This is a genomic window from Amycolatopsis echigonensis (assembly GCF_002846615.1).
Lineage (GTDB): Bacteria > Actinomycetota > Actinomycetes > Mycobacteriales > Pseudonocardiaceae > Amycolatopsis > Amycolatopsis echigonensis.
This window is the reverse complement of sequence record NZ_PJMY01000003.1, coordinates 7,245,855-7,271,663: the sequence shown is the minus strand read 5'-3', so window position 1 is coordinate 7,271,663 and position 25,809 is coordinate 7,245,855. Positions and strand designations below refer to the sequence as shown.

24 protein-coding genes and 1 tRNA gene are annotated in these 25,809 nt (G+C 68.6%); 12 read left to right on the top strand and 13 right to left on the bottom strand.

The window, feature by feature from the left end; all coding sequences use genetic code 11:
• Window positions 1–35: 35 nt before the first annotated feature.
• The 5 genes from pdxR (at window position 36) to ATK30_RS39275 (ending at window position 5,985) form a co-directional block, all read left to right on the top strand.
• Window positions 36–1,499 (top strand): MocR-like pyridoxine biosynthesis transcription factor PdxR, encoded by a 1,464-nt coding sequence (gene pdxR, locus ATK30_RS39295; protein WP_101439769.1) that lies wholly within the window; start codon window positions 36–38, stop codon window positions 1,497–1,499.
• Between the two features lie 62 nt (window positions 1,500–1,561).
• Window positions 1,562–2,533 carry an SDR family NAD(P)-dependent oxidoreductase gene (locus ATK30_RS39290; RefSeq protein WP_101439768.1) on the top strand — a complete coding sequence of 324 codons (972 nt, stop codon included), beginning with the start codon at window positions 1,562–1,564 and terminating at the stop codon, window positions 2,531–2,533.
• A gap of 109 nt (window positions 2,534–2,642) precedes the next feature.
• A complete protein-coding gene (locus ATK30_RS39285; protein ID WP_101439767.1) occupies window positions 2,643–4,307 on the top strand; it encodes an amidohydrolase in 1,665 nt (554 codons plus the stop codon).
• Window positions 4,304–4,552 (top strand): DUF3311 domain-containing protein, encoded by a 249-nt coding sequence (locus ATK30_RS39280; protein ID WP_101439766.1) that lies wholly within the window; start codon window positions 4,304–4,306, stop codon window positions 4,550–4,552. Before ATK30_RS39285 ends, ATK30_RS39280 begins: the two co-directional genes overlap by 4 nt.
• On the top strand, window positions 4,546–5,985 hold the full coding sequence (locus ATK30_RS39275) for a sodium:solute symporter family protein (RefSeq protein WP_101439765.1): 1,440 nt from the start codon (window positions 4,546–4,548) through the stop codon (window positions 5,983–5,985). Before ATK30_RS39280 ends, ATK30_RS39275 begins: the two co-directional genes overlap by 7 nt.
• Here ATK30_RS39275 and ATK30_RS39270 read toward each other — a convergent pair.
• From ATK30_RS39270 to ATK30_RS39260, 3 genes are read right to left on the bottom strand one after another with little or no spacing between them, the layout of a single operon-like run.
• A complete protein-coding gene (locus tag ATK30_RS39270; RefSeq protein WP_244194864.1) occupies window positions 5,982–7,667 on the bottom strand; it encodes a cobaltochelatase CobT-related protein in 1,686 nt (561 codons plus the stop codon). The genes ATK30_RS39275 and ATK30_RS39270 overlap by 4 nt on opposite strands.
• Window positions 7,664–8,608 carry an AAA family ATPase gene (locus tag ATK30_RS39265; RefSeq protein ID WP_101439764.1) on the bottom strand — a complete coding sequence of 315 codons (945 nt, stop codon included), beginning with the start codon at window positions 8,606–8,608 and terminating at the stop codon, window positions 7,664–7,666. Before ATK30_RS39265 ends, ATK30_RS39270 begins: the two co-directional genes overlap by 4 nt.
• A 13-nt stretch (window positions 8,609–8,621) precedes the next feature.
• Window positions 8,622–9,467, bottom strand: a complete 846-nt coding sequence (locus ATK30_RS39260) for an IclR family transcriptional regulator (RefSeq protein WP_101439763.1) — start codon at window positions 9,465–9,467, stop codon at window positions 8,622–8,624.
• 145 nt (window positions 9,468–9,612) lie between these two features.
• Here ATK30_RS39260 and xsc point away from each other — a divergent pair, with 145 nt between their 5' ends.
• The 6 genes from xsc to ATK30_RS39230 all read left to right on the top strand — a co-directional run bounded on the left by xsc (window position 9,613) and on the right by ATK30_RS39230 (window position 16,741).
• The gene (gene xsc, locus ATK30_RS39255) at window positions 9,613–11,421 is read left to right on the top strand and encodes a sulfoacetaldehyde acetyltransferase (RefSeq protein ID WP_101439762.1); all 1,809 of its coding nucleotides are present in this window, start codon (window positions 9,613–9,615) and stop codon (window positions 11,419–11,421) included.
• 210 nt (window positions 11,422–11,631) lie between these two features.
• Window positions 11,632–12,996 (top strand): aspartate aminotransferase family protein, encoded by a 1,365-nt coding sequence (locus tag ATK30_RS39250; protein WP_101439761.1) that lies wholly within the window; start codon window positions 11,632–11,634, stop codon window positions 12,994–12,996.
• Between the two features lie 295 nt (window positions 12,997–13,291).
• Window positions 13,292–14,656, top strand: a complete 1,365-nt coding sequence (locus tag ATK30_RS39245; RefSeq protein ID WP_244194973.1) for an amino acid permease — start codon at window positions 13,292–13,294, stop codon at window positions 14,654–14,656.
• Between the two features lie 164 nt (window positions 14,657–14,820).
• On the top strand, window positions 14,821–15,567 hold the full coding sequence (locus ATK30_RS39240) for a sulfite exporter TauE/SafE family protein (RefSeq protein WP_101439759.1): 747 nt from the start codon (window positions 14,821–14,823) through the stop codon (window positions 15,565–15,567).
• Window positions 15,568–15,625: 58 nt separating this feature from the next.
• On the top strand, window positions 15,626–16,345 hold the full coding sequence (locus tag ATK30_RS39235; RefSeq protein WP_101439758.1) for a sulfite exporter TauE/SafE family protein: 720 nt from the start codon (window positions 15,626–15,628) through the stop codon (window positions 16,343–16,345).
• Between the two features lie 312 nt (window positions 16,346–16,657).
• Window positions 16,658–16,741, top strand: a tRNA-Leu gene (locus tag ATK30_RS39230).
• Here ATK30_RS39230 and ATK30_RS39225 read toward each other — a convergent pair.
• From ATK30_RS39225 to ATK30_RS39175, 10 genes are all read right to left on the bottom strand, one after another.
• Entirely contained in the window at window positions 16,723–18,474 is a 1,752-nt protein-coding gene (locus tag ATK30_RS39225) for a recombinase family protein (RefSeq protein WP_101439757.1), read from the bottom strand. The two genes, ATK30_RS39230 and ATK30_RS39225, sit on opposite strands and share 19 nt — an antisense overlap.
• Window positions 18,475–18,621: 147 nt before the next feature.
• Window positions 18,622–20,709, bottom strand: a complete 2,088-nt coding sequence (locus ATK30_RS39220; protein ID WP_101439756.1) for an FtsK/SpoIIIE domain-containing protein — start codon at window positions 20,707–20,709, stop codon at window positions 18,622–18,624.
• The gene (locus ATK30_RS39215) at window positions 20,702–21,397 is read right to left on the bottom strand and encodes a hypothetical protein (RefSeq protein WP_101439755.1); all 696 of its coding nucleotides are present in this window, start codon (window positions 21,395–21,397) and stop codon (window positions 20,702–20,704) included. The genes ATK30_RS39220 and ATK30_RS39215 overlap by 8 nt, the downstream gene beginning before the upstream one ends.
• Window positions 21,394–21,567, bottom strand: a complete 174-nt coding sequence (locus ATK30_RS39210) for a hypothetical protein (RefSeq protein ID WP_244194863.1) — start codon at window positions 21,565–21,567, stop codon at window positions 21,394–21,396. The genes ATK30_RS39215 and ATK30_RS39210 overlap by 4 nt, the downstream gene beginning before the upstream one ends.
• Before the next feature lie 43 nt (window positions 21,568–21,610).
• A complete protein-coding gene (locus tag ATK30_RS46645) occupies window positions 21,611–21,994 on the bottom strand; it encodes an integrase core domain-containing protein (protein WP_101439754.1) in 384 nt (127 codons plus the stop codon).
• 78 nt (window positions 21,995–22,072) lie between these two features.
• Complete coding sequence (locus ATK30_RS39200) at window positions 22,073–23,200, bottom strand: IS110 family RNA-guided transposase (protein ID WP_244194597.1); 1,128 nt, start codon at window positions 23,198–23,200, stop codon at window positions 22,073–22,075.
• A 197-nt stretch (window positions 23,201–23,397) separates the two neighbouring features.
• Window positions 23,398–24,033, bottom strand: a complete 636-nt coding sequence (locus ATK30_RS39195; RefSeq protein ID WP_101439753.1) for an IS3 family transposase — start codon at window positions 24,031–24,033, stop codon at window positions 23,398–23,400.
• A 47-nt stretch (window positions 24,034–24,080) separates the two neighbouring features.
• Complete coding sequence (locus ATK30_RS39190) at window positions 24,081–24,371, bottom strand: transposase (RefSeq protein WP_101438431.1); 291 nt, start codon at window positions 24,369–24,371, stop codon at window positions 24,081–24,083.
• A gap of 218 nt (window positions 24,372–24,589) precedes the next feature.
• The gene (locus tag ATK30_RS39180) at window positions 24,590–24,913 is read right to left on the bottom strand and encodes a WhiB family transcriptional regulator (protein ID WP_101441307.1); all 324 of its coding nucleotides are present in this window, start codon (window positions 24,911–24,913) and stop codon (window positions 24,590–24,592) included.
• Complete coding sequence (locus ATK30_RS39175; RefSeq protein ID WP_101439751.1) at window positions 24,913–25,089, bottom strand: helix-turn-helix domain-containing protein; 177 nt, start codon at window positions 25,087–25,089, stop codon at window positions 24,913–24,915. Before ATK30_RS39175 ends, ATK30_RS39180 begins: the two co-directional genes overlap by 1 nt.
• Before the next feature lie 157 nt (window positions 25,090–25,246).
• Here ATK30_RS39175 and ATK30_RS39170 point away from each other — a divergent pair, with 157 nt between their 5' ends.
• Window positions 25,247–25,627 (top strand): helix-turn-helix domain-containing protein, encoded by a 381-nt coding sequence (locus ATK30_RS39170; RefSeq protein WP_101439750.1) that lies wholly within the window; start codon window positions 25,247–25,249, stop codon window positions 25,625–25,627.
• The last annotated feature ends 182 nt before the right edge of the window (window positions 25,628–25,809 follow it).

Here is a 25,809-nt window from a genome sequence, read left to right as displayed (position 1 = left end):
ACCCCGCTGCACGCCGGCCACTTGGGAGACCACCCTTGCCCCGCACGCTGATCGAGATCGACCGCTCGTCGGACGAACCGCTGTACCGCCAGGTCCGGCGGGCGATCGAGCACGGGATCGCCATCGGCACGTTCGACCCGGCCCGCCGGCTGCCCAGCTCGCGGGAACTGGCCGTCGAACTGGGCGTTTCCCGCAACACGATCAACCTCGCCTACCAGGAGCTGGTCGCCGAGGGCTACGTGGAAAGCCGCGAACGCAGCGGACTGTTCGTCAACGGCGAGATGCGCCCGCACTGCGCGGTGGAGGAACGGGACACCGAATCGCGGATCGACTGGGCGGGCCGGGTTCGCCGGTTCCCGGACGCCGGCGTCGCCCACATCGAGAAACGCACCGACTGGGCCAGCTACCCGTACCCGTTCCTCGCCGGGCAGGTCGACATCACCGCGTTCCCGGCCCGGTCCTGGACGCGCTGCCTCCGCGACTCCCTCTACCGGCCGCACGTCTTCCACAGCCTGCAGGACAGCGTCGGCTCCGACGACCCGATGCTGGTCGAAATGGTCTGCCGCCAGCTGCTGACCACCCGCGGCATCGAAGCGGACCCGGAAGAAGTGCTGATCACCGTCGGCTCGCAGCAGGGCCTCGACCTGCTCGGCCGCGTCCTGCTCGGGCCGGACCAGGTCGTGGGCATCGAAAACCCCGGTTACCTCGACGCCCGGCACATTTTCCTCCGCACCGGCGCCCGCGTGACCGGAATCGACGTCGACTCCCGCGGCCTGCAACCGCCCGAATCGCTCGACGGGATCGACCTTCTCTACCTCACCCCCAGCCATCAGCACCCGACCAACGCGACCCTCAGCATCGGCCGCCGCCGCCAGCTGCTCGCCCAGGCAGCGGCGTCCGGCACCGTGGTGGTCGAAGACGACTACGACAGCGAATTCCGCTACCAGGGCAGTCCCACCCCGGCGTTGAAGGCGCTCGACAACAGCGGCGACGCGGTCTACCTCGGCACCTTCTCCAAATTCCTCTCCCCCGGCCTGCGTCTCGGCTACCTGGTCGGGCCCCGGGAGCTGGTGCGCGCGCTGCGCGAGGCCCGCCGCTACGTCCTGCGCCATCCGCCCGGCCAGCTGCAACGGGCACTGGCGCTGCTCATCGAAAGCGGCGAGTACCACCGTTCGCTGCGCCGCTACCGTACGAAACTCATGCGCAAGTGGACCGCCACCTGCGCCGCGGTCACCGAATACCTGCCGTGGGCCCAGGGTCCGTACCCGCCCGGCGGCGTCAGCCTGTGGATGACCGGGCCGTCCGAACTGGACTGCCGGGTCCTGGTGGCGCGCGCGGAGGAACTGGGAGTCCTCATCGAACCCGGCGACATCTTCTTCCTCGGAGACGATCCGCCGCGCAACCACTTCCGCATCGGCTTCTCCGCCACCCCGCCGTCCGCGATCGACCCGGGGATCCGGCTGCTCGGAGACCTCTGCCGCGAGCTGCTCGGCGGCTGACCGGCGCCCGGGACCGGCCGCCGCGCCTCGATCCTTGACAACTACCTAAAATATATAACATATTGTGCGACGCACGGGAGGCCGTCGGCAGCCGATCCGAAGAAGGCCCCGAAGACGACGAGGAGAACCCCGAGATGCTGCGTTTCGACGGCAAAGTGGCACTGGTGACCGGCGGCGGACGCGGCCTGGGCCGTTCGCACGCCCTGCTCCTCGCCGCACGGGGCGCTTCGGTGCTCGTCAACGACCTGGGCGGCGACCCGACCGGTTCCGGCGCCAGCCCGAGCCCGGCCGACGAAGTCGTCGCCGAGATCAAGGCAGCGGGCGGCACCGCCGCCGCGAACCACGACGACGTCGCCGCCAACGCCGCATCCGTAGTGCAGGCCGCGATCGACGCGTTCGGAAAGCTCGACATCGTCGTGAACAACGCCGGCATCAACGTGCCCGCCCCGATCGGCTCGCCCGGCGCCGTCGACCAGATCCGGCGCCAGATGGAGGTCAACTTCTTCGGCACGGCCGCGATCGCCGCCGCCGCGTGGCCGCACCTGGCCGCCAGCGGGTCCGGCCGCATCGTCAACACCTCGTCGCCCACCATCGTCGGCTGGGAGGGCCAGACTCCCTACGTCACCTCCAAGGCCGCGGTCTTCGGGTTCACCCGGTGCCTCGCCCTGGAAGGCAAGGCGGCGGGCATCCGCGTGAACGCGATCGCGCCGACGGCCTACACCCGCTTGGCCGAGGAAGCCGACATTCCCGACTCGCTCAAGGAAACGCTGAAAGAGAAGATGACGCCGTCCATGGCTTCGCAGCTGGTCGCCTATTTCGCCCACGAAGACTGCGCGGTGACCGGCGAGACCTTCTTGACCCAGGGCGGGCACATGCAGCGCATCGCGCTCACGATGAACGAGGGCTACGCCAACCCGGACACCACCCCGGAGGACATCGCCGAACACCTCGCCGAGATCGTCGACGACGCGACCAGCAAGCCGCTCGGCATCGTGGGCAGCGAGGGCGAGGTCTCGCTGCTCGACATCGTCTAGCGCGCGCCCGCTTCTGGCACCACGCGCGCGTCGCTTTCTGGACCTGTTCGCGGGCCAGCTCCCCCGGCACTGTCGTGGGGGCAGGACACGTGGACAAGGAGGTCCCCTCGTGGGCGAACCCGCGGCATCCGCTCGTCCGGCTCCCGACCTGGTGGTGGTCGGGGGCACGGTGCTGACTCTGGACCGAGGCGGGACGCGCGCGACCGCGCTCGCCGCTCGCGGCGGCCGGATCACCGAGGTCGGCGACGACCGCGCGATCGCCGCCCTCGCCGGTCCCGAAACGACGGTGCTCGACCTGGCCGGGCGCACGGTCGTCCCGGGTTTCGTGGAGTCGCACAACCATCCGTCGTTCTTCGGCATGGCATTGGCGGCCCCGGTCGACGCCGGCAGCCCGCCCAACGACCGGATCAGCGACATCGCCGACCGCGTCCGGCAGGCGGCGCGCGACTTCGGCCCCGGCGAATGGATCAAGGGTTTCCGTTACGACGACACTCTTCTCGCCGACAACCGGCATCCCACCCGGCACGACCTGGACCCGGCGTCGCCGCGCAACCGGGTCCTGCTCACCCATGTGACCGGCCACTTCTCCGTGGCGAATTCGGCCGCGCTGCGAGCGGTCGGCATCACCGCGGCCACGCCCGATCCGCCCGGCGGCGCCATCGCCCGCGACGAACGCGGCGAACCGACCGGTCTCCTCATCGAGACCGCGGCGTTCCTGGTCAACTCCGCGATGCCCGCGCAAGGCCCCGACGAACTGGCCGCGGCGCTCCAACTGGCCGACGCCGAGTACCTGCGCAACGGTGTCACTTCAGTGCACGACACCGGAATCGGCCTGATCGGCGGCGAACAGGAACTCGCCGCGTACCGGATGCTGACCCGCGCGGGGAAGCTGCGCACCCGCATCCACGGCTACCTCTTCCACACCCTCCTGCCCGGCCTCGCCGAGGGCACGCCAGAACCGCCCGATCCGTCCAACCCGGACGGATTCACCATGAACGGCATCAAGATCGTCGCGGACGGCTCGATCCAGGGCCGCACCGGCTGCCTGGCCGAGGGCTACACCTGCGACCCCGACGAGCACGGCATGATGCTGCTCGAGCCGGACGACCTGTCCCGCCGCATCGCCGCGCTCGACGCCGCGGGCTGGCAGGTCGCCGTGCACGGCAACGGCGACGCGGCGATCGACGCCATCATCGACGGCTACGCCCGCCTGGGCGCGCCCGAAGGCACCGGTCGACGGCACCGCATCGAACACTGCCAGACCGCCCGCGAGGACCAGCTCGATCGGATGGCGGAACACGGCATCGCCGCGTCCTTCTTCATCAAGCACGTCTACTACTGGGGCGACCGGCACCGGGACGTGTTCCTCGGGCCGGACCGGGCTCGCCGGATCAGCCCCCTCGCGTCGGCGCGCTCCCGCGGAATCCACTTCGGACTCCACTCCGACACCCCGGTCACGCCGGTGCCGCCGCTGGAGGGCATCTGGTGCGCCGTCGCCCGGCAAACGAGCAGCGGCCAGCTGCTGGGGCCGGAGCAGGCGATCGACGTCGAAGCCGCCCTGCGCGGGTACACGATCGACGCCGCGTATCTGGCCGGAGAGGAAACCCTCAAGGGGAGTCTCGAAGCCGGCAAGCTCGCGGATCTCATCGTGCTGTCCGAGGATCCGACCGCGGTGGACCCGAGCCGGATCCGGGACCTGACCGTCGACGCCACGGTGATCGGCGGACAGGTGGTCTGGCAGCGCGATCCCGTCGCGACCGGAGGCGTCCGATGATCCGGAGCTGGCCGAGCCTGTGCGTCGGGCTCGGCATCCCCGCGGTCGCGATCCTCGGCGGAATCCCCCTGGTGGCGGGCTCGCCCGCGACCGTCGCCGGGTTCCCGCTGGTGTTCTTCTGGATGTTCCTCTGCTTCCCGCTGACCACCCTGTGCCTGTGGATCAGCTGGCGGTTCTTCGACCGTCAGCACTACCCGGCGGACCCGCCCGGCAACGCACCCGCGAAGGAGGACCGGGAATGCTGATTCTCATCGTCGCGGTCGTGATGGGACTGTCGATCCTGCTGGCGCTGTGGGCGGGCCGCTCCTCGCGCGGCGGCGGGATCTCCGAGTTCCTGGTCGGCGGCCGCTCGTTCCCGCCGTGGCTGCTGTACTTCCTGGCCGTCGGCGAGGTGTACAGCATCGGCACGATGATCGGCTTCCCGAGCGGGATCTACGCCCACGGCGCGAGCTACGGAATCTGGTTCCTCGGCTACATCCTGCTCGCCTACTCGCTGGGCTACTTCCTCGCCCCGCTGGTCTGGCGCGCCGCGCGCAAGCACGACGCGATGACCGTCCCGGACGTCTTCGGCCGCCACTACGGCAGCCGGACGCTCGAGCTGATCACCTGCGTCACGATGCTCATCGCGCTCGTGCCGTGGGGCCAGTACCAGTTCATCGGCCTGCAAGTCGTGCTGAGCAACCTCGGGCTGAAACTGACGCCCGTGCAGTGCGTGCTGCTGGCCGGGATCATCGCGTTCGCCTACATCGCCGTGTCCGGCATCCGCTCCCCCGCGTTCGTCTCGATCCTCAAGGACGCGTTCATGCTGCTCGGGGTGGTGCTCGTCGGCCTCGCCGCGGTGCTGGTGGCCGGCGGGACGTCCGGGGTGACCGGGCCGGAGGCGCTGGCCAGGGCGCAAACCACGATGGGCGGCCCGGATCTGTGGTTCGCGATGACCACGATCCTGTTCCAGAGCGTGGTCTTCTACCTCGGCTTCGGCGGCGCGTACGTGTTCCCGGCGCGTTCGGAGCGGGCGGTGAAGAGTTCGACGGTGTGGATGCCGCTGTACATGCTGATCTACCCGTTCCTCGTCTTCGCTGCCTACTACGGGCTGAAACAGCACCCCGGGTTGAAGAATCCGAACACGGTCTTCATGGTGACCGCGAAAGGCCTTCTCCCGGAACCGGTTCTGGGCCTCGTGGCCGCCGGTGCCGCGCTGTCCGGCGTGCTGGTGCTGTCCGCGACGGCGCTGGCGATCGGCGGCATGGTCAGCCGAAACCTGGCCCCGAACGTCCGCCCCGCGGCACAACGGCGGTGGACGGTCGTGGCGGTGGCGGTCTTCCTGGTGCTCGCCGCCGTGCTCACGCTGACCGCTTCGACGCTCATGCTCACCGTGCTGAACCTGACCTACAACCTGCTGGCCCAGGTCGTGCCGGGCTGGCTGGCGATCCTGTTCGCCCGGCGGGTGCGCACGGCCGCGATCGCGACCGGCATGGTGGTCGGCGTGGTGACCGCGGTCGTCCTGTACGCCACCGGCATCACGCTCGGCGGCCTCAACACCGGTCTCGTGTCGATGGGCGTGAACCTGGTGATCGTGTTCGGCTGGAGCCTGCTCGCTCCCGGCAAGAAGCGTTCTCCGATCGCGTTGGAGCGTCGCGAACCGGCCAGGGCCGCGCCGGTCACCCAACCAGCCGGCTAGCGGCGGGCGAGCAGATCGAGGATCTCGCGGAAGGCGCGGAACCCCGTGCCTTCCGCGGCGTCCAAGGCCAAACTCCGGCGGTAATACGCACTGAGATCGAGCCCGACCCCAATGCCGTACACCTCCGTCTCGCCCCGCTCCAACCCGTCGGCCACCCGCACCAGATGGCGGTCGAGGTAGCGCTCCTCGTTGGCCAGCGCGGTCGCTCCGTCCATCGGGCTTCCGTCCGACAGCACGAAAACCAGCCGCCGCCGGGCCTCCCACGCCTGCGCCCGTTCCGCAGCCCACGCGAGCGCTTCGCCGTCGATGCCCTCGCGGAACAGATCAGCTTTGAGCAACGCCGCGACATCCCGCCGAGCGCGCCGCCAGGGCGTCGCAGCGTCCTTGAACACCAGGTGCCGACGCTCATTGAGCCGCCCCGGCTGCTTCGGCCGCCCGGCGCGCAGCCAATCCCGCCGCGCGCGGCCACCGTGCCAGGCACCGGTGGTGAAGCCGAGGATTTCGCACCTCGCACCGGCGAGATCGAGCGCGCGAGCGAAGAGATCGACCAGCACCGCAACGGTTTCCCGGTGCGCCTTCATCGAACCCGAGCAATCGATCAGGAACGTGACCAGGACGTCGGCGACCGGTTCGGTCCGCTCGACCCGGAACACGCGATGGTCCGCGGGCGTCGCGATCAACCGCGCGAGGGCCCGGCCGTCGATCTGGCCTTCCTCCTGCGCGCCGTCCCACCCGGACCGTTCCGGCTCAGCGAGCACCGCCGTGAGTTCACGCGCCAGCCGTGCCACGTTGACGCCCTGCTTAGCGACCCGTGCGTCCAACTGGTCGCGCAGCTCCCGCAACAATTCCGGCCGCACCAGCGGACCGGCCCGGTCCTCCCGGTCGTAGGCGGTGGTGAAAACCCGATACGACCCGGCCGCCACCGGTCCTTGATGGTCGCCGAGACGCGCGGTGCCGCCTTCCTCGCTGCCGGTTTCATCGTCGAAATCCAGCAGCAACGCATACGCCGCAGCGTCTTCCTCGTCCTCGTCCTCGGATTTCTCGGATTTCTCCGGCTCCAGCAACCCGGCGACCGTCTCGGCCAGCGCCCGTGCGTGCTCGGCGAACGCGGCCTGATCAGCCCGGCTCCGCCGGAGGCCGGCCAACTGCGCCCCGAGCATCGGCGCGATCGCCGCCCGGGTCGCTTCGATCAGATCCTCGGTCTCCGCCACGACCGGTTCGCCGGTGATGCGCGCCCGCGCGACCTGCGCGACGGTGTAAATCAGCACGCCGCGCGCGGATTCGGTCAGTCCATTGTGGTGCGCCGACAGCGACCATCGTTCGTGCCGCCGCCGCAAATTCGCTGTCACGCCGGGAAAACCGGCCGGAACCAACGACTCGACCCGGAACTGCTCCAGCAGCTCGAACAGCAGCCGCTCGACGCCGCCTTCCGGCCGCAGCCGGCGGTGCAAGTCCCGATCCGACCGGCTCAGGTGCAGCGCCATCCCGTCCGCCGCGCCCCGGAAGGACTGCACATCCTCGTCGTCGGCGCGCAAATGCGGGGCAGGCATCGGCACCGGACGGATGCCGCGATGCAAGCGCCCGCCCCGGAAATGCGCGTCCGGCGACCCGCTGACCGCCCGGATCGCCGCCGCGGACAGCTCCTCGACCCGCTGGCGGGCCCGGGTCTCCGGCGTGCTCACGCCGCGGCCAGCTCCAGATCGAAGCAGCGCTGGAAGTATTCGGCGACGACCGGCCGTTCGGCCTCGTCGCATTTGTTGAGGAAGGTCAGCCGGAACGCGAGCGCCGGATCGCCGAAGATCTCGCAGTTCTCGGCCCACGTGATGACCGTGCGCGGCGACATCAGCGCGGACAGATCGCCGGCCCGGAACCCCTCGCGGGTCAGCCCGGCGACCGCCACCATGGCCTCGACGAACTGCCCGGACAGCCGCGGCACGCGCGCCCGGACGATCGCGATTTCCTCTTCGGGCGGCAGGTAATCGAGCGCCGCGACGATGTTCCACCGGTCGATCTGCGCGTGGTTGAGCCGCTGAACCCCGTGGTAAAGCCCGTTGAGGTTGCCCAGCCCCACCGTGTTGGCGGTGGCGAACAGCCGGAAGCCCGGATGCGGGCGCAGCACGGTGTTGCTGTCGATCAGCGTGAATGTGCCGTCCCGTTCGAGCAGCCGCTGGATGACGAACATGACGTCCGGCCGTCCCGCGTCGTACTCGTCGAGGATCAGCGCGATCGGCCGCCGCAGCGACCACGGCAGGATTCCTTCGCGGAATTCGGTGACCTGCTTGCCTTCGCGCAGCACCACCGCGTCCTTGCCGACGAGGTCGAGCCGGCTGAGATGGCCGTCCAGATTCACCCGCAGGCACGGCCAGTTCAGCCGCGCCGCGACCTGTTCGACGTGCGTGGATTTGCCGGTTCCGTGCAGTCCCTGCACGAGCACGCGCCGGGTGTGCGCGAATCCGGCCAGCAACGCGAGCGTCACGTCCGGGTTGAACCGGTAGGCCGGGTCGATCTCGGGCACGTGCTCGTCGGGCTCGGAAAAGCCCGGGACCACCAGGTCCGAGTCGAGGCCGAACGTGTCGCGCACGGCGATCCGGGCGTCGGGGCCGTTGCCGCACAACGGGTTCATCGGAAGACCTCCGTCAGGACGGGATGCTGTCGGCGTCGTCGGCCGCCCCCTCGGCCTCGACCTCCTTGATCGCTTCGGCGGCCCGCTGCAACGCGGGAAGCGCCTGCAAAGCCTTGTCGGCGGTGAGCCGCATGACCGGGGCCTGCACCGCGACCGCCAGGTTGGACCGCCCGGTGCGGCTGGGCACCAGCACCGCCACGCACACGAGCCCGGGCAGGAATTCCTCGTCGTCCAGCGCGAAACCGTCGCGCCGGATCCGGGTGAACTCCTCCTCCAGCGCGTCGAGATCGGTGACCGTCTTGGGGGTGTACTGCTTGAGCGGCGCGTGCGCCAGCAGCTTGCGCCGCTGCGCCGGGCTCATCTGCGAGAGGATGATCTTGCCGCTGGCCGAGCAGTGGATCGGCACGCGCGAACCGGGCCGCAGGTAGAACCGCAGCGGCTCGGGCGTCTCGACGCGGTCGAGGTAGACGATTTCGCTGCCGGACAGCGCGGTGATGTTGCAGCTCTCCCCCAGCTCGTCGACCAGATGCTTGAGCACCGCGCGCCGCGCGCCGTGGTGTGTCGCGTTGAGCAGCAGGTTCTCCGCGAGACGGCGCAGCCGGTCGCCGGTGCCGTAATGGCGTCCGTCGGCCTGGCGCACGAGCAACCCCGCGCCCTCCAGCTGCTGCAGCATCCGGTGCAGCGTCGGCTTCGGCAGGCCGGTCTCCTCGACCAGGCTCTGCAGAGTCACCAGCTGGTCCTTCGCCGCGATCAGCTCGAGCAGCGAGAACAGCCGCATGGTCGGGGTGTCTCCGTCGAGGCCCGCGCCGTCCGGCTCGCGCACGAGTTCCACGGCGCTGGTCTTCCGCAACTCACTCACGTTCCGAAAACTAGCACATCCCGTCTCGTTTTCCATCAACTGCCGGTTGACCTGCCGGACGCCGCGCCTTATGGTCCGTCGTGTTCAGCTTTCACGAACCTCACGTACCGAAAACCAAGACTTTCAGCGTCGAAGGAGTTCAACCATGGCGGAGAGGAAGACGGGCGACGGCCGCACCGTCGCCAGCGGGACGGCGAAGATGACCCCGTCGGAGGCCTTCGTCGAGACGATGGTGGCCAACGGCGTCACCGACATCTTCGGCATCATGGGCTCGGCCTTCATGGACGCGATGGACATCTTCGCGCCGGCCGGCATCCGGCTCGTCCCGGTCGTGCACGAGCAGGGCGCCGCGCACATGGCCGACGGCTACGCCCGGGTCAGCGGGCGGCACGGCGTGGTGATCGGGCAGAACGGCCCGGGCATCAGCAACTGCGTCACCGCGATCGCCGCGGCGTTCTGGGCGCACAGCCCGGTCGTGATGATCACGCCGGAGGCGGGCACGATGGGGACCGGGCTGGGCGGCTTCCAGGAGGCCAACCAGCTGCCGATGTTCCAGGAGTTCACCAAGTACCAGGCCCACGTCAACAACCCGAACCGGATGGCCGAGTACACCGCGCGGGCCTTCGACCGGGCGCTCTCGGAAATCGGCCCGACCCAGCTGAACATCCCGCGCGACTTCTTCTACGGCGAGATCGAGACCGAGATCCCGGAGCCGCAGCGGCTCGACCGCGGCCCCGGCGGCGAGAAGAGCCTCGCCCAGGCCGCCGAACTGCTGGCCACCGCCGAGTTCCCGGTCATCATCTCCGGCGGCGGGGTCGTCATGTCCGACGGCGTCGAGGAGTGCAAGGCGCTCGCCGAACGCCTCGGCGCGCCGGTCGTCAACAGCTACCAGCACAACGACAGCTTCCCGGCCAGCCACCCGCAGTGGTGCGGCCCGCTCGGCTACCAGGGCTCCAAGGCCGCGATGAAGCTCATCTCGCAGGCCGACGTGGTGATCGCGCTCGGCACCCGGCTCGGGCCGTTCGGCACCCTGCCGCAGCACGGCATGGACTACTGGCCCAAGAACGCGAAGATCATCCAGATCGACGCGGACCACAAGATGCTCGGCCTGGTCAAGAAGATCACCGTCGGCATCTGCGGCGACGCGAAGGCCGCCGCGGCGGCGCTGACCGAGCGGCTCGCCGACCGCACGCTCGCCTGCGACGCCACCCGCGGCGAACGCGCCGCCCGCACCAAGGCCGAGAAGGACGCGTGGGAAGAAGAACTCACCGCGTGGACCCACGAGAAGGACCCCTACTCCCTCGACATGATCGCCGAGCAGGAGCAGGAGGAGGGCAACTGGCTGCACCCGCGCCAGGTCCTGCGCGAACTGGAGAAGGCCATGCCGCCGCGGGTGATGGTCTCCACCGACATCGGCAACATCAACTCCGTGGCGCACAGCTACTTGCGCTTCGAGGAGCCGCGTTCGTTCTTCGCGCCGATGTCCTTCGGCAACTGCGGCTACGCGCTGCCGACCATCATCGGCGCCAAGGCCGCCGCGATGGACCGGCCGGCGATCGCGTACGCCGGCGACGGCGCGTGGGGCATGAGCATGGGCGAGGTCATGACTGCGGTGCGGCACGACATCCCAGTCACCGCCGTCGTGTTCCACAACCGCCAGTGGGGCGCGGAAAAGAAGAACCAGGTCGACTTCTACGACCGCCGTTTCGTCGCCGGAGAACTGGAAAGCGAGAGCTTCGCCGGGATCGCGCGGGCGATGGGTGCCGACGGCATCGTCGTGGACAAGCTCGAGGATGTCGGCCCAGCGCTGAAGAAGGCCGTCGACGCGCAGATGAACGAGGGCCGCACCACGGTCATCGAGATCATGTGCACCCGCGAGCTGGGCGACCCGTTCCGCCGCGACGCGCTCAAGAAGCCGGTGCGGTTCCTGGAGAAGTACCAGGACTACGTCTGATCCCCGTCGTGAGTGTTCATCACGGTCAGAACCGCGATGAACACTCACGACCCCCCAGCCCGGCCGAGCCCTTGCGCCCGGCCGGGCTCTTTCGCGTTCCGGCCCGCAATCTGGCACCGGTGATCGGCCGCTTTCTGGCTCTGGGCGGGGGCCAGAAAGATTGCGATCGTCGACACATTCCCGTTCTCGCAACACACAGGAGGTCGCCAGGTGAACGTCACGGAGCTGCGGGCCACGGCCCGCCGACACCTCGGGCCGCACTTCACGCGCAAGGACACCTGGCAGAGCGACTTCCCGGTGTTCGTCCGCGGCGAGGGCAGCTATCTGATCGACACCGAGGGCCGCCGCCACCTCGACGGCCTCGCCGGGCTGTTCTGCGTCAACATGGGCCACGGCCGCGCGGACATCGCCAAGGCCGCGGCCGAGCAGGTCGGCACCCTCGCCTACGCGAGCAACTGGGGCTCGGCGCACCCGCCGTCGATCGAAGCCGCCCGGATCATCGCCGACCTCGCCCCCGGCGACCTCGGCACCACGTTCTTCGTGAACTCCGGTTCGGAGGCGGTCGAGACCGCGCTGAAGTTCGTCCGGCAGTACCACCGCAGCCAGGGCGCGCCCGAGCGGACGAAGATCATCAGCCGCGAAATGGCTTACCACGGAACGACAATGGGCGCGCTGTCGGTCACCGGGCTGCCCAAGATCAAGGAGCCGTTCGGCCCGCTGCTGCCGGGCGTCCGGCACGTCCCGAACACCCTCGGCTTCACCGGCGACTGCGGTCCGGCCGACCAGCTGGACTGCGTCCGCGCCATCGAAGCGGTCATCCTCGAGGAGGGCCCGGAGACGGTCGCCGCGGTCTTCGCCGAACCGGTGCAGAACGGCCGGGGCGCGCTGGTCCCGCCGGAGGGCTACTGGCCGGCGCTGCGGGCGCTGTGCGACAAGTACGGCATCCTGCTGGTCTCGGACGAGGTCATCTGCTCGTTCGGCCGCCTCGGCCACTTCTTCGGCCACGGCCTCACCGGCGTGGTCCCGGACCTGATCACCTTCGCCAAGGGCTCCACCTCGGGCTACGCCCCGCTCGGCGGCGTGATCGTGCGCGAGCAGCTGGTCACCGAGCTGTACGACTCCCCGAAGGGCGGCGTCTTCACCCACGGCGCAACCTGGGGCGGCCACCCGGTCTCGACGGCCATCGCGGTCGCCAACATCAGCGCGATGCGCGACGAAAAGGTGCCCCAGCACGTTCTGGAAGAAGGCCCGAAGCTGCACGCGGCGCTGGAGTCGCTCAAGGACGCGCACCGGTGCGTCAAGGACGTCCGCGGCACCGGGTTCTTCTACGCGATCGAGCTGATGGCCGACCGCGACGGCGGCCGCGAGCTGACCGACCAGGAGTCGCTGACGGTCCTGCGGGAGGTCCTGCCGGAGTCGTTCCGCCGCACCGGAGTCATCCTCCGCGGCGACGACCGGGGCGCGACCATGCTGATGATCTCGCCGCCGCTGGTGGCCGACACGGACGTGCTGGACGAGCTCCTGCACGGCGTCGACGGCATGCTCACAGACGTGGAGAAGGCGATCCAGCCCTGACGGATAGCCAGGACGGGCGCTGGGTACCTCGCAGGTTACGGGGCACCCGGCACCCGTCGTGCTGTCCGGGACCGGTGCGTTCTGGTCCCAGAGCATCGGTGGTATCTGGCTCTCGCGGAGGGGCCTGTCCCTTCTTACGGTGACGGGAACCACACAGCAGCTCTCAGCTACATCGCGGCGGCGGCCGGCGCGGGGACATCGAGGTCCCCCGGCGCCGCCGGAAGGAGGAGACGTGGGTTCTGCACCGGAAACAGCCGCCGAGAGCGGCCTCAAACCCGGCCTCAAGCAACGCCACATGAATCTGATCGCCCTGGGCGGCGTGATCGGGGCCGGCCTGTTCGTCGGAAGCGGCGTGGTCATCCAGTCGGCCGGGCCCGCGGCGGTGGTCTCGTTCCTGATCGCCGGGCTGATCACCGTCCTCATCATGCGGATGCTGGCCGAAATGACCGTCGCGCGGCCCGCGCTCGGCTCGTTCTACGTCTACGCCAGGGAGGCGATGGGCAACCGGGCCGGCTTCACGGTCGGATGGATGTACTGGTACTTCTTCGTGATCGTGGTGGCCGTCGAAGCGGTCGCCGGCGGCCGGATCCTGCAGCTGTGGCTGCCGAACGTGCCCCTGTGGGTGCTGAGCCTCGGCCTGCTCCTGCTGCTCACCGCCACGAACCTGGTTTCGGCTCGGTCTTACGGCGAGTTCGAGTACTGGTTCTCGTCCATCAAGGTCATCGCGATCGTAGTGTTCCTGGTGGTCGGAGCCCTGTACCTGTTCGGCGTCTGGCCCGGCTCGCACGGAGGCGTCGGCAACCTGGTCTCCCACGGCGGTTTCGCCCCGATGGGCATCGGCGCCGTGCTGGCCGCGGTGGTTCCGTGCGTCGGCTTCTACACCGGCGCGGAGATCGTCACCATCGCAGCGGCCGAATCCGCCGAACCGCGGCGCGCGATTGCCAAGGCCATGCGCTCCATCGTGTTCCGCGTGGTGCTGTTCTACGTCGGCTCGGTCTTCGTCGTGGTCGCCGTGAAGGCGTGGAACGCGCCCGACACCGCCGTCAGCCCGTACGCCGCGGTTCTGGACGTCCTGGGCATCCCCGCAGTCGCGACGATCATGAACGCGATCGTCCTGACCGCGGTGCTCTCCTGCCTCAACTCCGCGCTCTACACGTCCTCGCGGATGCTGTTCGCCCTGACCCGCAACGGCGACGCGCCGAAGATGTTCACGAAACTGTCCCGCAGCGGCGTCCCCCGCCGTGCCATCCTCGCCGGGACGATCGTCGGTTACGTCTCCGTCATCGCCGCTTACACCTCGCCGAACCTCATCTTCCAGTTCCTGGTGAATTCCTACGGTGCGGTCGCGCTCTTCGTGTACCTGGCCATCGCCCTGGCGCAGGTCCGCCTGCGGAAGCGCCTGCAGAACACCGATCCGGGCGCGCTGAGCCTGAAGATGTGGCTGTTCCCGTGGCTCAGCTACGCGACGATCGCGCTGATGGCGGCGGTCATCCTGGCCATGGCGTTCCTCCCGTCGACCCGCTCGCAATTCTGGCTCAGCGCGGTGACCCTGACGCTGATCCTGATCGCCTACCAGTTCCGGAAGCGCCGCCCAGTCGGTCCCGCGGTGGCGGCGGACACGGACTCCTCGCGAGGAGAGGCCGGAGTCGCTTCACCCTGACGATTCGCCAGCCGGGTGCGTGGTCCTTTGGCCAGGCCACACACCCGGCTGGCACCCCTCGATGCCGCGATTCTGGACCTACCGCCACGGCCAGTCGTGCCGCAAGGTAGAGCGGTCCGCCCGCGCCGTGGAGGTCTCATGCCGCACCCGTCCTTAGCCCGCCGATGACCTTCTGGCAGCTGTCCCCCGCGGCGATGGCCTTCGCCGTCGCCGCTTTGCTTGCCGGCGGCCTGATCCGCGGCTACTCCGGCTTCGGCGCGTCCCTGGTGTGGGTGAGCTGCCTCTGCCTGGTGCTCCCGCCGCCCGCCGTCGTCCCGAGCACGCTCCTGCTGGAAGTAGCCGCCAGCGTGTCCCTGCTCCCCAAAGCCTGGCCAGACGCGCACCGTCCCTCCGTCCGCTGGCTGCTGACCGGCGCGCTTCTCGGCCTGCCGCTCGGCATCTGGTTCCTCGCCGCTCTGCCGGAGCGAGCAACCCGACTGACCGTCGGACTGGCCGTCGGAATCTCCGCGCTAGCCCTGGCCTTCAGCCGCCGAACCCACCGTCTGCCCGGCCGCGCCGCGTGCGCCGGCATGGGAACAGCCTTCGGAGTCCTCAACGGCGCCTGCGGAATGGGCGGTCCGCCAGTAGTCCTGATGTACCTGGCGTCCCCGCTGCCGATGGCGGTGAATCGGGCGAGCCTGGTCGTCTTCTTCCTGGCCGCCGACTCGATGACAGTCGCCACCGCAGGCACCGGCGGCCTGCTCACCTCCGACGTCCTCTGGCAAACCGCACTGTTCCTCCCCATCGCCCTGGCCGGAGTCGCCGCCGGAACCTGGCTGTACCGCCACGGCGGCGGCGATGTCCGCCGGATCGTACTGGGAATCCTCGCCGTGCTGTCGCTTGCGTTGGTAGGCCAGGCGGTCGTCGCGTGACCCGCTCCGTACTCCCCTCGATGGCGCTGCCCCTCTCGGAGACCTGGCAGGCGAACGCATGATCCTCGGCGCACTGGCCGTCGCCTTCGCGGGCTTCATCGGCGGCCTGACCGGATTCGGCGCGTCCTTGGTCGGCACTCCCCTGCTGTTGCTCATCGGATTGCCGCTGCCGCAGGTAGTCGTGATCAACCTCTTCGCGACGATGATCACCAGGCTCGCCGTCCTCCACCGCGAACGAAACCACATCGACTGGCGCCGCGTAGCGATCCTCGGCGCAGCAAGCCTCCCCGGCGCAGCCGCCGGCGCACTCACCCTGCACCTGCTGCCGCCCCACGCCCTCCGCATCCTGGCCGGCACCGTGGTCGTGCTTTCCGGCCTGCGCCTGCTTCTCCGCCCCACCCGCGAAGCCCACCCCGCGACCACCGTCAAACAAACGGTCGCGGGCCTACTAGGCGGCTACCTCTCCACCACAACGTCCCTGAACGGCGCCCCACCCGCCGTCCTGCTCGCCTCGGCAAAAGTCCCGCCAAGAACCTTCGTCGGAGACCTGGCAGGCTATTTCGTAGTCACGAACTGCCTGTCGCTGCTCCTCCTGGTCACCGCAGGCCAACTCGACACCACCGCCCTAGGCGCCCGACTCCCGATCCTGGTCCTGGCCGCCCTAGCCGGCAACATCCTCGGCGGCCGCCTCATCGGCCGAGTCCCCCGCACGGTGTTCGACAGGGCAATCGTCGGGCTGATCGTGGTGTCCGGCCTCGTCACAATGATCGGCGCCTGACCTCAGTTCTCGCTGACAGGTTCCCCACGGCTGCCCCCGCCGAGCCCCTTTAATCGACCACGCGAATGCGATGACTCCAGCCGGAGCGCGGACCCCGTTCCGCCAAATCGTCCGCCTGGCAAGATCAGCCGCATGCTCCCGGTGACCACGGGAATCTTGGCTTGCCCCTCACCCTCAGGCCGATGACCTGCGGATACTTACACTGGATCCCGGATGTCCAGAACAGATGATCCTCTCATGCGAACCTCCGGCGCTCTTCCACACCCCCCTGAAAAGACGTGTCCCGCCGTCGTATACTCTCTTCATCAGCAAGTCCGAGTGGCGGAATGGCAGACGCGCTAGCTTGAGGTGCTAGTGTCCTTAACGGACGTGGGGGTTCAAGTCCCCCCTCGGACACACACATTATTCACCCGTGGAGAGGCCGTCAGATCGACGGCCTCTTTTTCGTGGTCGAACCGCAGGTCAAGAGCAAGGTCCCGGTAGAGCTGGGCTAGCTTCCCCGGCTCCGAGTCGGCCAGCGCAGCGCCGATGTCCCCGAGCGAGTCGATCATCGCGTAGACCTCGGCCTCGCTCAGACCGGCGGGCTCTCCCCGGTTCGCCAGCTCAGCCTGCGCCACCGCTCTATCCGCCTGCGCCTGGTTGATGCTCTCCACGACCGCCGCCGGATCGATCCCAGCCGCGATGGCGTCCTGGAACCGCCGAATCTTGGCCTCGGCCTCCTCCAACCGCCGCCGAGCTACGTCGTCACTCCCTGGCCTGGCCGCAGGCTGCGCCTCCACTAGTCGCTTCACAGTCCGATCCACGTTCTTCGGATCGAACAGCTCCCCAATCCAGCCGTTCACCGCATCCCGCAGCGGCTCTTCCCGCAGGTAGACCGTCGGCGGGTGACTCGCCAAGGCCGGTGAGCCCGGAGCAAGCGTCCTCGCCGGGCACCGGTAATACATGCCGTGCTTGCGCGGACTGCCCTCCATCTTCCGTCCGCACGCCACACAACGAATCAATCCCCGGAACAAGTACTGGTGCTTGACCGCCCGCGCGGACCGCTCGGTCTTCCGCGCGGTCCGCAGACCGCCAGCAGCTTTGGAACGGCGCAGCAGCTGAGCCCGCGTGAAGTCCTCCACCGAGATGATTTCCGGGTGCGCGGGCTTGCGCGAGCGGACGACGCGCTCCGGCGCTGCCCGCCTGAACCGCACGACGTTCCCGGCCGCCACGTCCTCCGGGTCCAACAGCATCTCCTGCCGCGTCCAACGCCCGAAAAACGCGTAACCGGTGTACCGCGGGTTCTCCACGATCGACCGCACCGTGCTGCCCTGCCAGCCGTCCGCAAACCGGTGCCTGTTCTGCTCTGGCTTGTGCGCCGACGGGCACGGAATCCCGAGCCGGTTCAGCTCATTCGCAATCGCCCGGTCGCCCCAGCCGTCCAAGTAGGCGGCGAAGATCCGCCGGACCACATCGGCGGCGAACTCGTCCACAGCCAGCAATCGCAGCCGGAACCCCTCCGCCGCCTTCCGCGGATTCGGATGCGGCCCGCCGTCGACCACCACGTATCCGTATGGTGCGCGGCCACCTTGATGACGGCCCTCGTTGATCACCTGTGTGTCCATCGCCGCCCGCACCCGAGCTTGCACGTGCTGCCGCTCCGACTCGCTCATCCCGCCAAGCACGCTCATCAGCATCTTGTGCGATGGATTCCGCGGATCGAACCTCCCGCCCAGCTCCGGCACCCACAGGTCCACGCCGTACGCCGCGAACCGCGGTGCGATCAGCGAGAACTGGTTGCCGAACCAGCACCGCGTGCCCTCACCAACGACGATGGCATCCCAGCCGCGACGCGGATCCTTGAGCGCGGCCAGCAGCCGCGAAGCCTCATTCCTTCGCTCCCACGGGACTGACCGCGACTGACCTACGTCGAAATACTCGGTGGTCACGCGCCCGCCGAACGGCTCCACGAACTTCCGCGCGTTCCCGAGCTGCCAGCCCAACGAAGTCTCCGGGTCCTGGTTGTCCTCCGTCGAGCACCGCCCGTAGAACGCGACCGGCCCGATTCCCTCGTCGACCGGCTCTACCGCCTGGACGCCCAGAATCTCATCCAGAGTCGCCCACGGATCGCTGATGAAATCAGCAGTCATGTTGCACTCCCTCGACCGGTTCCAAGACCGGAACCGCAGTCAATTCGATCAGGATCGCCAGCAGCGCTCGTGCCGCAGGCACGGTCAGTGTCGGCGTCTTCACTGGCAGGATAACCCGAACGGCACTGGATGAGGTTTCGCGGCGAGTCATGATGCGGTACCCCCGCGCACCTCGCCGGCTCGCGTTCGTTCTCGGTCGATTGATGCACTGATTTCAGCCCTCAGGTAGCCGCGAACCTGCCTGACACGCCCGTCCTCACCGGCTACTCGCCCACGCCTGCCCTGGCAGCAAAGGTCCGCCATCAGTTGTGCGAACTCCTTCGCGTCCACCGCCAACGCCTCGACCAGCTCAGCTGTCGGGATGAACTCCCGCTCGTCGCCGTCCAGGTAGCCAGCGAGTGACGCGAGCGGCTCCGGCAGCACGGCAGACGTTTCGGCCTCCGCCTGTCCGAGCACCTTCAAGGTATTCTCCAGCGCCAAGTCCGTCCCGGCCGCGTGCCCGGTCAGAGTCCCCTCAGCTTCACGCAGCTCCCGACCACGGCGACAGATCGTCTGCCAATCCTCATTCGGCATGTAATACGTCCGCACAGTCAGCGCCAGCACATCCCCGCCAGCCTGCGCATCCCCGTCCGGCCGAAGAATCCCAACTCCCTTATGCGACGCGAGCAACCGACTGCTGTCATACCCCCGCGTGTTCATCTGTTCGCCGAGCACGATGTTGCTGTCCCGCCAGTCCATGACCCGCAGGGCAAACCGCGACCCCAGCACCGCCCGCAACCCGGACGGAATCGTCTTCGAGTCAGGCCGCTGCGTCGCCAACACCAGCACAATCCCGGCCGCCGGACCTTTCTTCGCCAGCCACGTCAACAACTCGCCGACGTACTCACCCGCGGTCAACGTCTTGCCGTCGACCTTGACCGGCGTCCGGTCCTCCAGTGGAACCTGCACCTCGTCCACGAAAATCGCCGTGATCGGCATGTCCAACGCCCGGTCCCGCGACATTGCCGGCGTCACCTTCGACTCCGGACAGGTCTCGTCGTCCAGCTCCCGCATCCGCCGGAACCGCCCCTGCACCTCGCCGACCAGCTCCACCAGCCACCCGACCAGCGCCAACACGTGCTCCGGCTCGTCGCCCGACATGAACCTATGTGCCACGCGCCCAGCCGCGTCCCAGTCCTTGCCAGCCTTGAAATCCGCCACGTAAAGCCGCGTGAACGGGTCAAGCACCAGCCCAGCCGCAGCCAACCGCGCGGCGAATGTCTTGCCCTGCCGCGGAATCGCCCCAACCAGCAACGACGTCCACACCAACGGAAGATCCACCCGCCGGTCCCGCGCATCCCTTCCGAACGGGACCGGCCGCCACGCGTCCCACCGCGCCGCGTCGAGCAACGGCGTCCTCCGCGGCGCAGATGCGTACGGATCCTCATCCGCAACCCACATCGCGACCCGGCCAGCGTGCCCGCCGTTACCGCGCACCCGCTCCACGATCAGCTGCACCTCATCGACCGCAAGCGCCGAAGCCAACGCCTCCCGGTTCTTGATCACGTCCGCGGCCTTCCGCGTGGCCGGAAGATCCACGGTGATCGCCCAGCCGTCGCCCATCCGCGTCGCGCGCTCAACCAGCCGCAGCGTCTCGTCTTTGCCGACCAGCTTCGCGTCCCGGAACGCGTCGACCAGCACCTGCGGATCCATCGTCCAGCGCAACGTCCGCGGCCCGGCGAGCACCGCTTTACGCCCTGGACGCCCTTCGCGCTGCCGTCCAAGCACGGCCAACGCAACCGCCAAGACTCCACCGACAACCCAAAGAGCAACGGTGCCGTAGACCAGGTCAGCCATCAGCGTCACCGCAGCCGCACCAGCCACCACCGCACCGGTGACCTTCCACCGAAACAACGTCAGCGCCCGGATATCGGCGAACTTGTCCGCCAACTTCTCGGACTGCTCCGCCGCCTCCCGGAAATCCCGGACGGTCACCCAAGCTCGCCACCACCGCGCAGCCGCGACCAGCCCGCGCACGACTGCGCCCAGACAACGGAACGGCGAGCGCACAACACCCGCAACGAAGTCCTTCGCCGCCTGCCGTGCCTGGTTCCGGTCCTTCAACCATTCCGGCACCCACCGCGACCGCAGCCACCACGATGCAGCCCGCTTCCGTGGCCGCGGCTGGGGCAACGTGTCATCCACCAACTCGCCATCGAGTATCGGATCAGCCTTGACCAGCGCGTCGTCAGCCATTGGCCACCTCCGCGCGCAACGTCCGAGCCAGCCGCGGCGACAACCCGCGCGAACACCCGGTCTCCTGCCGAACCCACGCCGGCGTGATCTCCACGCCCGGAGCCCAAGCCGCCCGCGCCTCGGCGAGGTAGTCCGCGAACAGCTTCCGCCGCCCGCCCTCGACCGGCCGAACGACTCGACGCTCACCAGCAGCCACCAGCACGGCCTCGGTCAGCTTGTCCCGAAGATCAGTGACAGCCTCCACCGCCACAAACACCACCAACGGCGGAACGGAGTGCAACACGATCGCCGCAGCCTCACCGGCCATGAACGACGTCCAGGTGTTCATGACATACGTCGCCGCGAGCGTGAACCACTTCGCCCGACGCACCCACGGCCCAGTCCGCACCTGGTACCGCGCCGTGACCTGCTCCGCCCGGAGAATCGCGAGCAGTACCAACGAAACCGTCGGATCCAGCACCCACGCCGCCAGCCACGGCAACGACCACACCGCCGTATCCGCCGACGCGAAGGTCTGCACGTTCGTCATCGTGAAGCCCAGCCCGAGCACGATCCCAGACCACGCCATCCAATCGACCTGCCGCCGCACCCGCTCAATCCGCAGCGCCACAACGTCCGGATCCGTCTGGTACGCCCGAACCTCCGCAGCCTCAGCAGCGTCCTGCGCCAACTTCTGTGCCCGACTCATCGCCGACCACCCCGCTTCGAGGTGTCGACCGTCGTCACAGTGAGCGCCCGAGTCAGTGCGTGCGCAGCGAACAGCGCAGGCAACCCCAACACCGCCAGCAAGACCCATGTCCCGCCCTGGTGAGCGATCACCACCCACTGCACCGCCACGATCAGCGTCGCATTGAACACGACCTGAGCTTCCCCCCGTTCGCCGGACACGGCGGGTGTGGGGTCAGGCCGCCGCGTCTGGTGGCTGGTTGAGGGCCTCAAACGTGGCGGGGCTGCGCATCCCGATCTTGGAGTGTCTCCGTTTCGGGTTGTACCAGCACTCTATCCATTCGAATATCGCGTTGGCAAGTTCGTCGCGGGTTTTCCAGGTTTTCGAGTCGAGAAGTTCGAGCTGAAGAGTGCCCCAGAACGATTCCATCATGGCATTGTCGTAACAGTCACCAATGGTGCCCATGGATGCGAGCAGCCCGGCGGCGCGGAGGCGTTGCCCGAAAGCCCATGAGGTGTATTGCGAACCGCGGATGCTCTCCTGTTTGTCAACCGTGGGGTGGCTGGCTCCTTCGCCTGTGATGGTGTGCCGGTGCTCGGCGCGGTCAAGGTCGTTCATCCGGTGGGGTGCTCCATCGTGACCGCGCCTGCGCTCCGGCGGTTGCGGCGGCGACGGAGGAGCCGGCAGAGTTTGGGGTCAGGTGGCCGTGTGGCGGCGGTAGGGGCGGCGGGCGATCCGTTGTTGGCCGGGGTTGAGGAGGTAGTAGACCTCGCGGGCGAGATAGCGCTTCAGACAACGGATGATCTCGAGCTTCGAGTGGCCTTCGGCGGTCTTGCGCGCGAGGTAGGCCTGGGTTCTCGGGTCCAGGCGGATGCGGCTGACGACAGCCAGGTGCAGGGCGCGGTTGGCTTGCCTGTCCCCGCCGCGGTTGAGCCGGTGGCGCTGGGTCGTCCCGGATGACGCGGGCAGCGGCGCGACGCCGCAGAGCATCGCGAACCCTGCCTCCGACGTCATCCTGTCGGGGTTGTCGCCAGCGGTGACGAGCAGCTGTCCGGCGATCTCGACGCCGATGCCAAGCCGCGCGAGCAGCTGCGGCGCGAGTGCCTCGACCAGCGGGTTGATCAGGTCGTCGAGGTCGGCGATCTCGTCGGTCAGTTCGAGGTAGCGACGTGCCATCGACTTGAGCGCGACCCGGTAGGCGCCGATCGGGTCGGCGGCGTTCGACACGTCCGGACGCCAGGCGGCGACCACCCGGATCAGCTGCATGCGGGTGAGGTTGCGGATCTGGTCACGCACCTCGTCCGGTGCTGAGACGATCGTCATTCGCAGCAGTTGCAAGGCGTTTCGCCGCTCGCGGACCGCTTGGGCTCGTGCCGTCCGCAGGACCCGCAGCGCCTCGACGGCCCCGTCCTTGGACTTCGGGATCGCGGTCCGCCGGTTGTGCAGCACCGCCCGGGCGGCGCTGATCGCGTCCAGGTCGTCGTCCTTGCCCCTGCGGCGGCGATCGGAGCGGTCCGGCCGGTCGACCTCGAGAACGGTCGCACCGGCCTTCGCCAGGTGCCGGGTCAGCCCGGCGCCGTAGGAGCCGGTCCCTTCGACGCCGATGCGGGCCAGCCGGCCGTGTTCGCCGATCCAGGCCGTCAGAGCCCGATAGCCAGCGCGGGTGGTGGAGAAACTGTGCGTGCCCAGTACTGTCCCGCCGTCGTCGACGACCGCCGCCACGTGCAGCTCCTTGTGCGTGTCCACGCCGGCGTACACGGTCTTCCCGGATGCTGCCGACTCCCGGGTCTGGCCCGTTCGCGCAGCATGCGCAATGCTGGTCATGTCGTCCTCTCCGATCCGCTCGATGGGCAGGGCGGCGCCGCGCATCGACCGAACCGGCGGACAAGACAGTGATGAGCGCCTGGTGGCGCAGGCTCTCCTTAGGTCACCCCGACGGCGAGGCGTAGCGCCTCGCCGGGCGCTCCCAGAGCAACCGACAGATCCGAGGAAAGACAACACTTCGTCGATCGGAGTGAGGGTCAGGAAGCTCTCGGAGCGCCCGGCACCAGCATCCTCCCGCGTCCGTCCCTCTCGCGGGCCGGGAAACCCGGGGCAACACCGGCAGAAACAGTCTCACTGTCGGAATGCAGGATGGTTTTGCCGCCGTCGGGTTGGCGGCGGAGAATGGCCATGCCGAGAGCGTCGGTGACCAGTTCGGTGCGCATATGATCGGCGGTGGACCAGCCGATGATGAGCCGCGAGTAGGCGTCCATCACCGCGGCGCAGTAGATCCGGCCCTCCTCGGTGGGGTGTTCGGTGATGTCGGTGATCCACAACCGGTCCGGGGCGTCGGCGGCGAAACGGCGGTTGACCAGGTCAGTACTGGGTTGCCCGGCCGGGTCGCGGACCGTGGTGTGGTGGCGCCGGCGCCGGTAGAGGCCCTGGATGCCGGCCTCGCGCATGAGCCGCTCGACGCGTTTGAGGTTGACCGGCAAGCCCAGGCCAAGGGTGAGTTCGGCGTGCACCCGCGGCGAGCCGTAGGTGCCGCGGGAATCGGCATGGATCTGTTCGATGTATTTCAGCAAAACCGCGTTCTCCTCCTCACGGATCGAGAGCGGCCGGTCGCGCCATTCGTAATAGCCGGAGCGGGACACGTTCAATACCCGGCAGGCCACCGCGACGTCGATACCGTCCGCGGCCAGTTCATGGACCAGCGGGAAGGTTACTTTGGGAGGATGTTCTCCCGCGCGAAGTACGCCGCCGCGCGTTTCAGGATCTCGTTCTCCATCTCGAGCTGCCGGTTCTTCCGTCGCAGCTCGGCAAGCTCCTTCTTCTCCGCACTGGTCAGCTTCGTGGCCGAGCCGTTCTCGTCGGCGTCGGCCTGGGCCATCCAGTTGCGCAGGCAGGACTCGCTGATCCCCAAGTCCTTCGCCAGCGCGGCGACCGGTTTGTCGCCCAGACGGGCCAGCTCGACGGCACGCTGACGAAACTCAGGCGGGTGTGGTGCAGGCATCGGAACATCCTCCCTGGTGACCGGCGGTCACCTCAGGTCAGGTGTCCGGACGACCGGGGGAAGCTCAACCCGCCCGGCCAACGACACCAGTCGCGCCCCAGACCGCGCCTTCTCCGCAGCCGCCTTCGCCCGGCACGCACCCGCACGCCACACCCAAAACAGCACCAGCAGCACACCGACTCCGGCCATGAGCTGCGCAGGTGTCACAGTCAGCCCGTTCATCGCTCACCCCCGGCCCGCTCGCCACGGCGCAGCCAGTGCGGGTGCAACGCCCGCCGGCTGTCGTCCGTCATCCCGCCCCAGACACCGACCGTCGCCGCACCGGCCGTCCGCAACTCCAGCTCCAGACACATGTCCCGGACCGGACACCCGCCGCACATCCGGGCGGCGAGTTCCGCGTCCGATGACGCGGGCGGCGGATCACCATCCGGTGGCCACATACAGAGTCCGTCCCAGATCACGACGTCGTAGAGCGCATCGGACGGCACCCAACGGACCGCGTCGAGCCGCCAAGCAATCCCGATCAAGGTGAGTTCGTCCATCACGCCGCACCTCCGCGAAGGACGCGCGTCAGCTCGGTGGACGGAATCCGCAGCCCTTCCCGGCGACGGACCACCCGCAGCTTGCGACTCCGGATGGCCCGGCTGACCGCGCCCCGCGAGACGCCGAGCAGCCAAGCCGCTTCATCCGGCGTGTGAAAAGTGATATTCGAGTTCATAAGAAAAGGCCAATCTGATGATTTCAAGACTATATTGTTGATTTCAGCTGCCCGAAGGGCATAGATATCCGACGCGCCGCGGCACACCCGCTACGCGGCGCGAGAAAAGCGCAATGACGCGCTAATCTCGGCGCTGAGGCGGAGCGCGGAGGAATAGGTGTCGGAGGATTGGGCGGCGGTCGCGAAGGCGATCGACATGCGCGTGCACGAACTCGGCTGGCGACAGCGCGAGCTGGCCGAGCGATCGCACGTGTCGCAAGCGATCGTGCGCGAACTGCAGCACCACACGGTCGAGCGCCGACGGAGCGCGCGCACGCTCGAAGCCTTGTCGACCACGCTCGGCTGGCACCCGCAGCATCTGCAGGCCGTGCTGCAGAACCGCACGCCGCCGCACCCTGACGAACCGGCCGACGACGGCGGCGAACTCTCGTCCCGTCTCGATGCGCTGGAGGAGCGGCTGGACCAGATCTTCGATCGACTGGACGACGTCCAGACCAGTCTGGCGACCGTCGTCGACCACGTGCAGAAGAAGCGCTGACGGCCTGCGCCTCGGGCTGATGAACCAGGTGATTTCCATACCCCGAATTCAAGGCCGAAACAGCGACCGTTCCCATGCACCGGCAGTGCATGAGCAGTGCACAACTAATGCAGCTTCTAATTCGGAATGCGCGCGCCGATGAATCCGGCCGACGAATGGACTGGCCGCACCGCATCAGCGCT